The organism is Bacillus cereus group sp. BfR-BA-01347 (assembly GCF_022663835.1).
Taxonomy (GTDB): domain Bacteria; phylum Bacillota; class Bacilli; order Bacillales; family Bacillaceae_G; genus Bacillus_A; species Bacillus_A thuringiensis_K.
This window is the reverse complement of sequence record NZ_JAKUGG010000011.1, coordinates 41,378-56,265: the sequence shown is the minus strand read 5'-3', so window position 1 is coordinate 56,265 and position 14,888 is coordinate 41,378. Positions and strand designations below refer to the sequence as shown.

The window sequence follows — 14,888 nt, the reverse complement described above, 5'->3', positions numbered from 1 at the left end:
AGGAATAGTCCTCATTGCCTTTTAGTTTTTCTTCACTAATTTAATGATTTCATTCACAACAAGCGGAATGATACTTAATAAGAGAACAAATCCCCAATCTCGCATCGTTAATGCATGTACACCGAATATATTTGCAAGGGGCGGGATGGAGATGATACAAACTTGCATAAGAACACCGATAAGGAGGGAGAAGACTAAATATTTATTTGTAAAGATCCCAATTGAAAAAATCGATTTTGTTCTTGAACGCAAGTTAAATGAATGAACGAGCTGAGAAAAACTAAGAACGACAAATGCCATCGTTTGAGCATGTAATAGAGCATCGTCATCAATTTGCTCTGGGAAAAGAGGGAATAAATTTGTATCTCCAGTATAGAATTTTGCTCCGGCGATAAAAGCTATTAGCGTTAAAAGTCCAATGACAACTCCATTGAAAATTAGGAAAGGAACGCTGCCGCTAAATAAGCTTTCTTTCGCATGTCGTGGTTTTTCCTTCATCACATCTGGGTCTTCAGGATCAACCCCAAGTGATAATGCAGGCAGTGTATCTGTAATTAAATTCACCCACAAAATGTGAATAGGTCGTAGTGGTGTCGCCCAGCCGAGTAAAATGGCTAAAAATAAAGCGATAATTTCTCCGAAGTTACAAGAGAGTAGGAAGAGAATTGATTTTTTTATGTTGCGATAAATATTTCTACCTTCTTCAACGGCTTTCACGATAGATGAGAAATTATCATCTGTTAACACGACATCTGCTGCCCCTTTTGCAACGTCTGTTCCTGTAATGCCCATCGCTACGCCAACATCAGCTTGCTTTAAAGATGGTGCATCATTGACACCATCACCAGTCATAGAAACGATATTTCCTTTTGCGCGTAATGCCTTTACAATTTTCACTTTATGCTCTGGAGAGACTCTAGCGAATACATTTAAATGATTAATTTTGTTAGCTAGTTCTGTATCAGAAATGTTATCTAATTCAGTTCCAATCATAATTTCCGATATTTCTTCAGCAATGCCAAGTTCTTTGGCAATTGCAAAGGCGGTATCTTTATGGTCACCAGTAATCATAACTGTGCGAATACCGGCTTTTTTACATTCTTTAATTGAATCTTTCACTTCAGTTCGTGGTGGATCAATCATACCGACAAGACCAATAAAGATAAGATTTTCTTCAAGATGATTTATATCCACATCGTTTGAATCGTATTGTTTAAATGCGAATGAAAGTACTCTTAAAGCTTCTTGAGACATTGATCCGGCAGCTTCTAATATTTGATTTTTATCAGAATCAGTTAAAATCTCGATTTTGCCGTTTTTAAAAATATGGGTACATCGAGGTAAGAGTTTATCAATAGCGCCTTTCGTCATGCTATAGTAACTTTCATTGTACATATGTACGGTTGACATCATTTTACGATCTGAATCAAAAGGTACTTCGTTAACACGTTCATGTATTTTTTCTAAATGATCTTTTTGCATGTTAAAAGTGGTTCCAGCAACGAGAAGTGCAATTTCAGTCGGGTCTCCCGTTTGTGATTCGTTATTGTAAGACGCATCATTACATAGCACCATATTTTCTAACAATAGACGTTGCGCATCATTATTTACATTTAAACTTTCTAAGCGATCGTATGTGTTATCACTATAAAAGTGAGTAACGGTCATTTTATTTTGCGTTAACGTACCTGTTTTATCTGAACAAATAATTGTGACAGAACCGAGGGCTTCAACAGCTGGTAGTTTCCGAATGATAACGTTTTGTTTAATCATACGTTGCACACCAATTGCAAGAACGATGGAAACGATAGCTGGCAAGCCTTCTGGAATAGCTGCAACAGCTAAACTAATAGCAGTCATAAACATTTCTAATGTATCCCGGCCTTGTAAAAAACCGATGAGAAACATAACGATACAAATAGCTACAGCGACAAAGCCTAAATATTTTCCAACTTGTGCTAAGCTTTTTTGAAGTGGTGTCATATCATCGTCTGCTTCATGTAAAAGGGTAGCAATCTTACCAATTTGTGAGTTCATCCCAGTTTCAACAGCAACACCGACGCCTCTTCCGTATGTTACAAGAGTAGACATAAATGCCATGTTTTTTTGGTCGCCGAGTGGTACTTGCTCATCACTTTGCATGGAAGGGTGGTAGATTGCATCTTTATCAACAGGGACAGATTCACCAGTTAGAGCAGATTCTTCAACTTTTAAATTTGCGGTTTCGATAAGGCGTAAATCGCATGGGATATATCGTCCAGCGTCGAGCATAACGATATCCCCTGGAACGACGTGCTCAGATGGAATTTCTTTTAGTTCACCATTTCTCTTGACGATAGCTTTAGGTGTTGCCATCTTTTTCAATGCCTCTAAAGCTTGTTCTGCTTTCGATTCTTGGACAACACCGATAACAGCATTTAAAACTACAACGAGCGCGATAATACTGGCATCCGCCCATTCACCTACAAAGGCAGAAATAAGGGCAGCAATAATAAGGACATATACGAGGACGTCATTAATTTGGGCGAAAATACGCTGCCATAAAGTGCGTTTTTGTTTTGTAGCTAATTCATTAGAACCGTATTGCTTTAAACGTTCACTTACAATCTCATCTGTTAAACCGTGTTGTTCGTTTGTTTCTAGGTCAATTAATATTTGATTTTTCGTCTTACTGTACCAATTGCTCATAAGTAAGCACCTCCAGTAAAAACAGTTAGCAATGGTAGTGTTGCTATTATTTGTGAGTAGTATGTATGGAGAAAAAATCTAAGATGAGGTTCTACTTCTATTGTACAATATTTTACAGTTGGTTGAGGGAAAGAGATGAGTTGTCATGAATTTGTTGGAAATAAAAAAGAGCCTCATATAAGAGAGGCTTTTTTACTTTTTAATTAATGTACCTAATTCTTCTGTAATAGCTTGCATTTCACTAATGCTGAATGTTTCACGTTTCATAACATGATCATAAATGTCACGTAAATCTTCGTACATTTCTTCGTTAAAACTAGCAGCTCTCATCGCTCCAGCATTAACCATACGTAATTTTTCTTTAATAGCTTCGACCATATATTCAACGTTTTCTTCTGACTTTACGGATAAATCCACCGAAGTGTCCCCCTTTAAAATAACATAAGGCTATCTTAACATTTTTTATCATTTTCGTTAATGAATCTTTTCAATCCCATTAAATTAGTAGGGATTTCCTTTATATTCACTAATTGGTTGTTTATACTATAAGTATATATAAACAAATGCACCAAGAAAGGAAGAAACAAAAATATGGTTCAAGTATTGTTTGTTTGTCTTGGGAACATTTTCCGTTCTCCGATGGCAGAAGCGATTTTTCGAGATCTTGTCGTAAAAGAGGGACTTAAAGAGAAAATTGTCATTGATTCTGCAGGAACTGGAGATTGGCATGTTGGCCATCCGCCACATAAAGGAACACAAAAAATTTTAAAAGAAAATGCAGTCACTTTTGAAGGAATTAAAGCAAGGCAAGTAGAAAAAGAAGACTTAACAAAGTTTGATTATATTATTGCCATGGACAACAAGAATATAGCAGATTTAAAAAGTTTAGGTAAAACTGGAGGCTATATTGGTAGGCTGTCCGACTTTGTTCCAGACGGTGGCTGGACAGACGTTCCTGACCCTTACTATACAGGGAATTTCCAAGAAGTATATGACCTTGTAACAGAAGGGTGTGCAAAGCTATTAGCTTTCATTCGAAATGAACAAGGAATATGAGGAAGCTTAGAAAGAAATACTTTCTAACATAAGAAATGAAAGGGTGAAGGAATATGGCAAAGAAAAATAATATTGCTCGAAACATTGCGATTGGTGTAGCGGCAGGTGTAGCTGTATCCATGTTAAAGAAAGAAAACCGTGAAAAAGTAAAAAATACAGCAGAAAAAGCAAAAACAAAGATGATTGAAATTGGTGAAAATGCAAAGATTAAAGAAAAAGTGCAAACTGTTACAGATAAAGGACGCGAACTTGCTGATTTCAATGTGGTAAAAGCGAAAGTAGCAGAAATTAAAAAATTAACGCCATCTGTTGTAGAGACGTTAAAAGAAACGAAAGAAATTTTTAGTAAGAAAAAAGTTGAGCCAGAAGAAAAGCCAGAAACGATTGAAATTCAAGCTGTATCTCCAAAGGTAGATGAGCTAAAAGCAGAAGAAGAGCCAGTAGTTGCTGAAGATGGTGGTATGAAAGAAGCGCGTGAATTATTTATGAAAGACTCAAATGCAGTGGAAAAAAAAACTGAAGCGTACATTGAGTTAAAGCAAGATAAAGAAGAGAAGAAAAGCGTTTAAACATATATGAGAAAAATTTTAGAAAAGGTGAGAAGAAATCGTACTTATTCGTTTGGTAAAGATTTATATGACCGGACGATGCGCGATGATGTAGCGGGCTTGGCAGCACAGCTCGCTTATTTCTTCTTGCTTGCGATTTTTCCTGGGCTCGTTTTCTTAATTACGCTTCTTGGATTTATTCCCATTCAAACAGAGGATGTGCTTAGTTTATTAGAGGTTTATGTACCAGATGATGCAATGAACTTAATTGAGGTAAATGTAGATAAAGTTGTAAACCAGCAAAATGGTGGTTTATTATCATTTGGTTTATTATCCATGTTATGGTTTGCCTCAAATGGTGTTAATGCGGTTATGAATGCTTTTAACCGCGCTTATGACGTGAAAGAAACACGTTCTTTTATTACAACAAGAGCGTTATCAATTGTGTTTACATTAGCTATTATTTTTATGATTGTCTTTGCGTTAATTGTTCCGGTATTCGGACAAGTTATTGGAGCAGCAGTGTTTAAAGCACTCGGTTTATCAGATAGTTTTTCTTTCGTATGGAGCATTACACGATTAGTAGCGAGTTTCTTCGTGCTATTTGCTTTGTTTAGTTTCTTATATACATTTGCCCCAGATCGAAAGTTAAAAAGAAGAGAAGTTATTTCAGGGGCGTTATTTGCTACTGTAGGATGGATTGTGGTATCGTACTCATTTGCTTATTATGTAGATAAGTTTGCGAATTACGCCAATACATATGGTGGTCTCGGTGGTATTATTATTTTAATGTTATGGTTTTACTTAACTGGATGGGTAATTTTACTTGGCGGTGAAATTAATGGTTTACTCCATCATTATAGAACGGGTGACAATAATTCCCGTAATGAAAAATGACCTCTTGTTCCATAATAATAGGGAATAGGGGGGATATTTCATGAGTAATAATAAAAAGAATCACAACAATAAAAATAACAATAAACAAAAGAGCAGTTCGCATCCTAAGCATAAAACGAGTAGTAGTGCGAACGGACATAATAGCTACCATTAAAAAAAACGGGTCCTCTATGAGGGACCCGTTTTTTTTAATGGGCAGTAAGACCCCCACCTCAAAATTCAGCGAAAGCAAAGAAGTTAGGTGGGGGTCGGGCTGCCCATAAAAGTCCGATTGGTGAGGGCTGATAATCAGTGGGGGATGAAGAAAACCCCCACTGATTAAAGTTTCACTTTATTTGCTTCCTTTTAATAATCGTAAGCCATTCAAAATGACAAGAATCGTACTTCCTTCATGGCCAATAACACCGAATGGAAGAGCTAAAAATTGCAAGAAGTTTGAACAAATTAGCATGGCAATAACGGCTAGCGAAAAGATTACGTTTTGCTTCACAATACGGTTCATTCGTTTTGATAGACGGATCGCTTGAGAAAGACGAGATAGTTCGTTTTTCATCAGTACAACATCCGCAGTTTCTAAAGCTACATCTGTTCCTTCTCCCATTGCGACACCAATGCTAGCAGTAGCTAGTGCAGGTGCATCATTTATACCGTCTCCGACCATTGCTACTGTACCGTATTTTTCTTTTAACTTTTTAATCGTTTCAACTTTTGTTTCTGGTAAACATGATGCGTAATATTCTTTTATATTACTTTCAGAGGCAATAGCTTTTGCCGTTTCTTCATTATCACCAGTAATCATAATTGCTTCGACACCAATGCTTTGCAATTCACGAATAGCAACTATTGTTTCTTGGCGAAGCGTATCTTTTAAAGCGATAAGTCCAAGAATGCCTCCTTCATCACTAATATAAACGACAGTTTTACCTTCCTTTTCAAGTGAGGCAGAAATACCATTATGAAATGTTTTGGTTTCTTCACCGATAAAATCAGCTTTACCTATTTTATAAGCAGTGTTTTCCAATATTCCTTTTAGCCCAAAACCAGTTACATCTTCAACCTTTTCTGGTTTTTTTAATGTAATGTCGTACGCATGTTGTGCATATTTAACAATAGATTCAGCTAAAGGATGTGTAGAGTGACTTTCAATGGATGCTGTAATAGAAAGTACTTCTTTTTCTGTTATATTTTCTCGAACATATATATCTGTTACGGTAGGTTTACCTTCCGTTAATGTACCTGTTTTATCAAAGGCGATTGCTTTTACTGAAGCGAGACGTTCTAAATGTACGCCACCTTTAAAGAGAATCCCATTTCTCGCTCCGTTAGAAATTGCAGATAACGTTGCTGGTGTAATGGCAGCAACGAGTGCACAAGGAGATGCGACTACAAGTAAGATCATAGCGCGATAAAACGTTTCATTCCAGCTCCAGTCAAGTAAGAAATGAGGAACGAACATCATAAGCGCAACAACGAGTAGTACACCTTTTACGTATGTTCCTTCAAACTTTTCGATGAATAGTTGTGATGGTGATTTTTCACTTTGTGCACTTTGGACGAGACGGATAATCTTTTGGAATAATGTTTGATCGCTCGGCTTCGTAATTTTAACTTCGATAGCACCACGTAAATTTACAGTACCGGCAAATACTTCATCGCCATGTCTTTTCTCATTTGGAATAGGTTCTCCTGTGATTGCTGCCTCATCGATATTTGTTTCACCGTTATGAATTGTACCGTCAGCAGGAACACGTTCACCTGGTTTAATTAAAATAATGTCGTTAATTTGTAACTCTCCAACAGGAACACGTTCCTCAGTTCCGGTGGAAATACGTAATGCTTCTTCAGGTTGTAAGTCAAGAAGAGCGGAAATTTCTTTTTGGCTCTTACTTAACGTATAAGATTCCATAGCACCGCTGAGCGCAAAGATGAAGATTAAAATAGCCCCTTCTGCCCAATAGCCAATAATTGCAGCACCAATAGCTGCAAAGAGCATTAGCATTTCAACATTTAGCTCTTTTTCTTCAATCGTATCTTCAATTCCTTCTTTCGCTTTTGCATATCCACCAACTATATAAGCAAGGATATAGCAAGTAATACCTACATTCATTGCATCGTTCTTTGTGAATAACCAACCAACTAAAATAAAAATACCAGATGCTACTGCAAATACAAGTTCATAATGTTTTTTTAATGTGTCCCATAGAGAGGGATGAGAAATTGTTTCTTTTGCGTGTAACGTTTTTACTTCTGAGTTCATTACTACTCGCTCCTTCCGAATTCTTATTGAGAAAAATAATCAAAATCGAAACCCCTATAAAACGACGAAAGCTGCCATCCATAATGGATAGCAGCATTTCTGTTGAATCTGTTTTTAATAGTTATTATGTTGTAATTATTCTATAGTATATCATATGTTTTTATGAGATGGTACGGTTTTGTTTCAAGTATAAACGGAAAACTTGTGTTTTCGCAATTCCTCTGGTATATATGAATATTGTTCATAAAAGATCGGAAAGGAAGACAACAAGTGAAGACAGAGAAATTTTTTACCCATCCGATTGGCGTATTTATTGCTGCGATAGTAGCAACTTTTTTATGGGGAAGCGCATTTCCTTTTATTAAATTAAGTTATGTTGAACTTGGAATTCAACCACAAGAAGTTGGAGAGCAAATATTATTTGCCGGTTATCGTTTCCTTTTATCTGGAGTCATGCTCTTATTATTCTTTAAAATGTTAGGAAAAGATATGAGCTTCAAAAAAGGAACGGGGAAACAGTTAATACAAATTGGTTTATTCCAAACGTTTCTTCAATATATCTGTTTTTATATTGGAATGAGTTATAGTTCGGGAATTGAAGCAGCTATCATTTCAGGGACATCATCATTCTTTCAAATTTTACTCGCCCATTTTTTATATAAAGATGATGCCCTCAATATGAGAAAAATAATTGGGGTATCGATTGGTTTTTGTGGCGTCATTTTAGTAAATGTGCCGAGTGATGGTAGCTTATCATTTCATTTTGGAATCGGAAGCTTGTTACTTCTTAGTGCAGCAATGCTGTATTCATATGGAAACATATTAGCAAAAGAAGGTAGTAAAACATTAGATGTTGGCTATATGACAGCATACCAAATGATGTTTGGTTCTATAGGATTATTATGTATAGGGGCTTTACAAGTTGGAGTAATGCCATTTACATTTAGTCTACATGCACTACTTATGCTGATTTATTTATCTTTCTTATCTGCAGCTGGTTTTTGTATTTGGAATACAATTATGAAATACAACAAGGTTGGAAAAGTATCTATGTATATGTTCTTTATACCCGTATTTGGTGTATTATTATCGAGCATGATTTTAGGTGAAGCAATTCATTCATTTGTGCTATTCGGTTTAGCGTGTGTAGCCGCGGGAATTATTGTGGTAAATCGAACGCCAGCTAAGCAAAAAATGGAGCAAGAAAAACAAGTGGCATAGAGAGCAGAAAAGCGATTACAATGGAAGAACAGTACTGTTCTTCTTTTTTTTTGTAGAAAAAGGATAATAGACTAAGTGTAACGAAAAAAGATACAAAAAGCATTTATTGAGGAGAACATATTATGAATCTACTTTACGTGTTGTTAATTGGGCAAATACTTCTTTTTTTAATTGGTGCAATTTATGCAATACGGCAGACAAAAAGAACAAAAGATAATATGCCGTTACCTTTAGCAATCCGTCTTATTCTTAGTTTTTCTTTAACAGGTAGTGCAATTTGGATATGGGTACAAGATCCATCTGTAGAGTATAGTACGTGGGTTGCACTTGGTATGACTTTATCCACTGTGGGAGATTTGTTTATGGCTGGGCTGATTCCAATTGGTCACAGGTTAATTGGTGGGATGGTTACTTTCGCTCTTGCTCATTGTTTTTATGTAAAAGCATTTTTGCAAACAGGAATTTCGTGGAATGGTTTTTGAATTGGCTTACTCGTATATGGGCTCTTTCTAATTGTAGGATGGTTCTTCTTTATCCGAAATGATAAACAGGATAAATTGTTTACGATAGGAGCTCTAATTTACGGATTGTGGGTTGGAGGAATGGCTTGCTTTGCATTCGCCTTATATTATGAAAATACAGGAATATGGTGGATACCAGCGTTTGGTGGTTTACTGTTTGTGATTTCTGATTTCATTATTGGCGTGACAGATATCGGAGGGCGTAAATTGAAGTATGAGCCACTTTGGATTTGGTTTACATATGTAGCTGCTCAAATGTGTATTGTATATGTGGGATTATAAAAAGATACTCTCAAAATAGTGGATAGACTATTTTGAGGGTATCTTTTTTGCTTGTTTAATTTGATCAGTATTATTATTTTAAAATTTATAATTTTACAATTAATAATTTTGTAGAAAATCATCAGTTGTATTATTTATAATAAAAGTAAAAAGATGATGAGATGGTGAAATGATGCAAAAGAAAAAACGTTGGCGTGAATTCTTTGGAACTATTGCAATTGCATGTTTATTGGTGTTTTTGGCGAAAATTTTTGTGTTTTTCCCTACGACTGTAAAAGGAGCATCTATGAGGCCAACGTTGAAAGATGGAGATAAGGTGATTGTTAATAAGTTAGCAAAACAATTTGAAAGCTATGGGAGAGAAGACATTATTGTTGTGAAAACAGATAATTTTTATGTCAAAAGAGTGATTGGATTGCCTGGAGATATAATTGAGATGAGAAATGATCAATTATATGTAAATTCTGAAGTAGAAGATGAAGAGTATTTGGATAGTAATAAAAAACAAGCAGAAAAAAAACTTATGAATTTAACAGAGGACTTTGGACCGATTACAGTTCCTAAAAATAAGATTTTTGTTATGGGAGATAATCGCTTAATAAGTAAAGATAGTAGAAATGGTTTAGGTTTTATTGATAGAGAAGATGTGTTAGGAAAGTTAGCAGGCGTTTATTATCCGTTTGAACATATGAAAATAATAAAGTAAAAAAACCAAGCAAATTTTAGTTTGCTTGGTTTTTTTGTTAAACAGTAGGAGATTCGTTAGATACAAAGGTATCTTCATATTTCTTTGTAGTACTTAAAACGAATTTATGTTGTAGCAATTGTAGTTTAAATAACGCCAAAGGATCATGATATGTTTCTGGATTGCTTCTTAGCGTTGCTAATGTTTGCTCGTCTTCCTTTATCTCAAGTTGAGCTGCATCTACATTTTGTTTCAATATGTTAAGTGGATCTTTGAAGAACATCATGATATCACGTTCTAATGCACCTTCAAATACTTCAAATTGAAGGAAGAATTGTTTTGAAATTGTGTGAGCAATTTCTGTATAGTCTTCTGTTTCAATATATTGTTTATATTTGTTGGCGAGCATAGATTGGTTTTTTTGCATATTACCAAATAATTTTCCGGCACTTTTTAAGAAAAACTGTGTCGGTGTAAAGCGTAATAAAATATTGATGTTCGTTACTGTAATTCGATTTGTCATTCGTACAACATCTCGATTCCAATCATCTAATAATTTGAAATCGCAAGGAAGTTTCATACGTTCTTCTTTATATAATTTATTAAATGTTTCACTCATTTCATCTAAATAAGCTTGAGCTTGAATAAATTCATTATGTGCTGTTTCAATCCATTCTTGAATAGAACCAGTAAATTTAGGAAGAAGTACCTGTTGTACATGCTTTTGAACTCGTTCATTCATTGCAGCATTTAATTCTTCATGAACTAGTTTGAAATCACTATCTTCTTGAACAAGATCAGAGCAGCTCTGTAATAATTCAGGAATTTGAGAATGTATATCTCGTGTAATTTCTTCTTTCATTAAAAGATAGGATTCGGTAATAGAGCGAATTTTATCTTTTTCAAGAGCAGTAAGGTTATTAATAAATCCAGTAAGTTTCACTGAGATGTGTTTATTCCAGCGTACGGATTTTACTAATGTATTTTCTAATTCCACACGTTCATTTATGAGATAAGCAATTGTCTTTTGCGTAAACCATATTAGCTTTTCTATACGTTCTTTTTCTATATCGCGTTTTGCAAGATTAGAGAGAATAGATTCTGTTACATCTCCAAGTTGCTGGCTACTCTCTTGCGAAGGAGAGTATGGGAAGAATTGTGCATCTGGAAAATGTGCTTTAAGTTTATTAATTAGTTTTTCATTAGTAGTCGTATTATTTGTATGTAATACGAAGTGAATTTGTAAGTTTGGTACTTGTTCACGTAAATAAATTAACGTATCAATTTCTTCACTATGCAATGGTGAAGAAGAATTTAATACGTAAACAAGGCTATCTGCTGCTTGTAAGTATTCAAAGTATGCATTGTTTTTATCCAATTGTTCTTGAATGGATGGTGTAATAAGAAATGTAAACTTATTTTTTCTTAAAAACCTACTTGGTAGCTTAATTTCTATACATTTTTTCTCAAGTTCTGACTGAGCAGATGTAGACGTTATTTGATGGAATTCATCAAGGTTAGAGATATTTCGTATATCTAACTCGGTAAATTCTGTAATTTCAGTTTGACTAGCGTCTTTAAATAGAATAGGAGTTGTTAAAGTTTCAGTTAAGATGTTCTCTCCCAATATTGAATTAACAAATGATGTTTTATCATGGTCGCTAGTTCCAGCTATTAGTAGTGGTGTGACATTTAAATCACATAGTTCATGGACGAGTAGCGTAAATTGATGACTTAAATCTACATCATTTTTCTCAGCCCATACAGCGATTGTTTCGAATAAATGAGAAACTGTTTCCATATTTACATCTGCTTCAGCTGATGTATTAGAAAGTAAGGAACCAGCACTTTTTACAAGTAATGATTCTAAAGTTGTAGGTGAGACTTCATTCCATGCTAACACTGCTGCAGAGACAACTAGAGAATCTTTTGCTTTTGTTAAACTGAACCAATTTGTTAATAAATTTGGTACAAGTCCGTTTAATTCATGCATAAAGTGATTTCCGGTAATTAATGCAAAGTATGTTTCTTGATAGCGAGTACAAATTTCATTCCAATCGTCATTATTGTCTGTTTCAATATGCAAGAATAAATGATTAATACTTTGAATCCAAGGAAGGTATAAGGATTCATGTTGATAGCTATTCCAAAGAGCAATAACAAGTTCTTTAAATTGGGCTTGATCAACAGCATATAGAGCTTTTAAAGACTCATAGAAATATTCAGGCTTAATATTTTTTGTAAATCCTTTGTTTATGTAATTTATTAACGTATCAAACCAGTGTAAAGATTGTGTTCGAATACCTTCTTGAACAGCTAGTTCGATAGCGTTGTTCCAATCTTCTTGTTTTTCATAGAAAGAACGTGCAATTGCAGTAATATTTGGGTAATCCGGTTGGAATGCAACAGCTTCACTAATCGTCTTAAAAGCGAGTCCTAAACGATCTTGTTCGATATAAAGAGAAAGAAGTTGTAAGGAAACCTCCATCGTAAGAGTTGTATCTTCCGTTTGAATAGATTGATAAATTTCTTCTGCCTTTGATAAGAATCCTAGTTCAAAATAAGCATCTGCAATATTTTTTGTCGCCCAAAGTGCAAGAGCATTATTTACTTTTTCCCATTTAAATATAGCTGCTTCAAAATCTTTATTTTGATAATAAAATTCACCTTGAGCAAATCGAATATTAGAAATGTTGGAGAATTCATTTTTAGATTCATTTATATATGCTTCACCGAGTACTTCCGATGCAGGAGTAGAAGTTTCTTCTGTTAAAAATGTTTTATAGTAAACTTTTTGAATAAATTGATTTTCAATGGTCATGTTCGTTCCCCCCTGTATAATTTAGAAAAATGATGTTGTATGTAAAAGGGTGTATGTTCTTTTAATAGGTAGAAGTTGCATTATATAGACCAAACTATGTTTTTGCTAGATATATCATTTTTCTTGAGAGTTAAACCGTTGCGAAAAGTAACTTTCCTTTATTGTAACAAAAAAACACGCATATGAATTTTTATTTTTTATCGGGTCATTTGCGTGCAGTAAGAATCTAATCTCAAAATTGGTGAATGTAAGTGAGTTATGTGGGAGTCGGGATGTCTGTAGAAGCAAGATTGGCATAGGTTAATAATTAGTAGAGGATGAACAAAACTCCCACTGATTAAAGTTTCACTTTATCTCTGTTAAAGGAAAGAATAGAAGTAGAGTTCATTATAAAAACAATGTATAGTGAATATGTATACCATGTTTGCCTTAAAGATAGAAAGGGTACAATGTGGAATAACGATCGTGCATAGGATGTGTCTTCCGAATGGAACAACATATTGGCGAGTTAATCGCGCATTATGGCTATTTTGGAATTGTTATAGCTTTGGCTGGTGGGATTGTCGGATTACCGATACCAGACGAGTTTTTATTGACCTTTGTTGGTTATAATGTTTCAAAAGGAGTTATGTCAGGAACTGCTGCTTTTTTAAGTGGGATGGCTGGTGCGATGTTAGGGATCACGTTAAGCTACATATTAGGTTTAAAACTTGGGCTCCCTGTTTTAAAGAAATATGGGCCGAAAATTAGAATTAAAGAACATCACATTGAAAAAACACATATTTTATTTGAAAAATATGGGCCATTTCTTTTAATGATTGGTTATTTTATACCGGGAGTACGTCATTTAACAGCATATTTTGCTGGGGTATCAAATTTGACACTTTGGCGTTTTTGTTTATACGCTTACGGTGGTGCGCTCATTTGGATAAGTGTTTTTATTGGGCTTGGCTGGAAGTTAGGCGAGAAGTGGCGCTTCGTTGAGTATAGTTTACATCATTATGGAATATGGATTTTATTAATTTCAGCAGTTGTTACATGTGTTGTATGGTTGTACATAAAGAAAAAGAAAAACCGCTAATAGCGGTTTTTTAGCTGAAAGCAATAAATAATACACCAGCTGTAATAAAGACTACACCAACACCGGTCATAAAGTTTAACTTTTCACCGAGGATAATCATAGCGAGAATGATAGAAAATACGACGCTTAATTTATCGACAGGAGCTACTTGTGAAACCTTTCCTGTTTTGAGGGCAAGAAAATAAAATAGCCATGACGAAGCACCTGCAACCCCACTTAATGTGATAAATAGCAGTGCTTTTTTATTTAGCAGTACGTCGCCGATATTTTGAAATTTACCTTGTATGATAATAACGCCTATCATAAATAATGCCATAATAATAGATCGAATTGTTGTTGCAACGTTTGCATCGATGCCGTCTAAACCAAACTTTCCAAAAATCGATACAAGGGCAGCAGCAATTGCTGATAATAGGGCAAATAAGAGCCACGAACTCATAGTAAAATTCCTCCAATCTTACAGTATTATACATGAAAATGATTCTCATGTATAAGGTTGAAGCAATTGAGGTTTATAGGAAGCACGACTTCAACTTAACTTCTTGCTCCACCTGAATTTTAAGGTGGGAGTTTTACTGTCTGTAAATAGTGGGCTAAATAACGAAATAACCCCCACCTTATATTTTTAATAAGGTGGGGGTTATTATACTACTCTGCAATTTCCTCATATAAAAAGTACGTTACATTATAAATATGTTCTACTTCATCGTCTGTCATAAACAGTAATTCGTCACGCTCAATCCCTTTTTTCTTTTCAATAAACTCAATCATGTTTTTGCGTTCTTCTCTCTTCATCAATTTTATTTCTCCTCTCAATCTGTTTTAATACAG

12 protein-coding genes and 1 pseudogene are annotated in these 14,888 nt (G+C 34.8%); 7 read left to right on the top strand and 6 right to left on the bottom strand.

Translation table 11 applies throughout. The features are described from left to right. Positions 1–21 precede the first annotated feature (21 nt). Positions 22–2,688, bottom strand: a complete 2,667-nt coding sequence (locus MR143_RS16970) for a cation-translocating P-type ATPase (RefSeq protein WP_000073728.1) — start codon at positions 2,686–2,688, stop codon at positions 22–24. 192 nt (positions 2,689–2,880) lie between these two features. Then, on the bottom strand, positions 2,881–3,105 hold the full coding sequence (locus MR143_RS16965) for a DUF1128 domain-containing protein (protein ID WP_000366196.1): 225 nt from the start codon (positions 3,103–3,105) through the stop codon (positions 2,881–2,883). 174 nt (positions 3,106–3,279) lie between these two features. Between MR143_RS16965 and MR143_RS16960 the strand changes: the two genes are divergently transcribed. Genes MR143_RS16960 through MR143_RS16950 form a run of 3 tightly spaced genes read left to right on the top strand, consistent with a single transcriptional unit; the run spans position 3,280 to position 5,189 of the window. Then, the gene (locus MR143_RS16960; protein WP_199718188.1) at positions 3,280–3,744 is read left to right on the top strand and encodes a low molecular weight protein-tyrosine-phosphatase; all 465 of its coding nucleotides are present in this window, start codon (positions 3,280–3,282) and stop codon (positions 3,742–3,744) included. Positions 3,745–3,797: 53 nt separating this feature from the next. Then, a complete protein-coding gene (locus MR143_RS16955) occupies positions 3,798–4,313 on the top strand; it encodes a DUF4075 domain-containing protein (protein ID WP_001085388.1) in 516 nt (171 codons plus the stop codon). Between the two features lie 6 nt (positions 4,314–4,319). After that, on the top strand, positions 4,320–5,189 hold the full coding sequence (locus MR143_RS16950; protein ID WP_001226537.1) for a YihY/virulence factor BrkB family protein: 870 nt from the start codon (positions 4,320–4,322) through the stop codon (positions 5,187–5,189). A gap of 331 nt (positions 5,190–5,520) precedes the next feature. On the opposite strand, the gene MR143_RS16945 is transcribed toward MR143_RS16950, so the two are convergent. Continuing rightward, positions 5,521–7,446 carry a heavy metal translocating P-type ATPase gene (locus tag MR143_RS16945; protein WP_001083756.1) on the bottom strand — a complete coding sequence of 642 codons (1,926 nt, stop codon included), beginning with the start codon at positions 7,444–7,446 and terminating at the stop codon, positions 5,521–5,523. A 270-nt stretch (positions 7,447–7,716) separates the two neighbouring features. Between MR143_RS16945 and MR143_RS16940 the strand changes: the two genes are divergently transcribed. The 3 genes and pseudogenes from MR143_RS16940 (at position 7,717) to lepB (ending at position 10,176) form a co-directional block, all read left to right on the top strand. Next, a complete protein-coding gene (locus tag MR143_RS16940; protein WP_199718186.1) occupies positions 7,717–8,667 on the top strand; it encodes a DMT family transporter in 951 nt (316 codons plus the stop codon). A gap of 122 nt (positions 8,668–8,789) precedes the next feature. After that, positions 8,790–9,470: pseudogene (locus tag MR143_RS16935) on the top strand (lysoplasmalogenase). A gap of 169 nt (positions 9,471–9,639) precedes the next feature. Beyond that, positions 9,640–10,176 carry a signal peptidase I gene (gene lepB, locus MR143_RS16930; protein ID WP_002163834.1) on the top strand — a complete coding sequence of 179 codons (537 nt, stop codon included), beginning with the start codon at positions 9,640–9,642 and terminating at the stop codon, positions 10,174–10,176. A 37-nt stretch (positions 10,177–10,213) separates the two neighbouring features. On the opposite strand, the gene MR143_RS16925 is transcribed toward lepB, so the two are convergent. Beyond that, positions 10,214–12,976, bottom strand: coding sequence for a tetratricopeptide repeat protein (locus tag MR143_RS16925; protein ID WP_000151422.1), 2,763 nt, complete (start codon positions 12,974–12,976; stop codon positions 10,214–10,216). 487 nt (positions 12,977–13,463) lie between these two features. Here MR143_RS16925 and MR143_RS16920 point away from each other — a divergent pair, with 487 nt between their 5' ends. Next, entirely contained in the window at positions 13,464–14,057 is a 594-nt protein-coding gene (locus MR143_RS16920; protein WP_000434878.1) for a DedA family protein, read from the top strand. Between the two features lie 10 nt (positions 14,058–14,067). Here MR143_RS16920 and MR143_RS16915 read toward each other — a convergent pair whose 3' ends face one another. Further along, complete coding sequence (locus MR143_RS16915) at positions 14,068–14,496, bottom strand: EamA family transporter (RefSeq protein ID WP_000100296.1); 429 nt, start codon at positions 14,494–14,496, stop codon at positions 14,068–14,070. Positions 14,497–14,705: 209 nt separating this feature from the next. Beyond that, positions 14,706–14,852 carry a BH0509 family protein gene (locus MR143_RS16910; protein ID WP_000817786.1) on the bottom strand — a complete coding sequence of 49 codons (147 nt, stop codon included), beginning with the start codon at positions 14,850–14,852 and terminating at the stop codon, positions 14,706–14,708. Positions 14,853–14,888 lie beyond the last annotated feature (36 nt).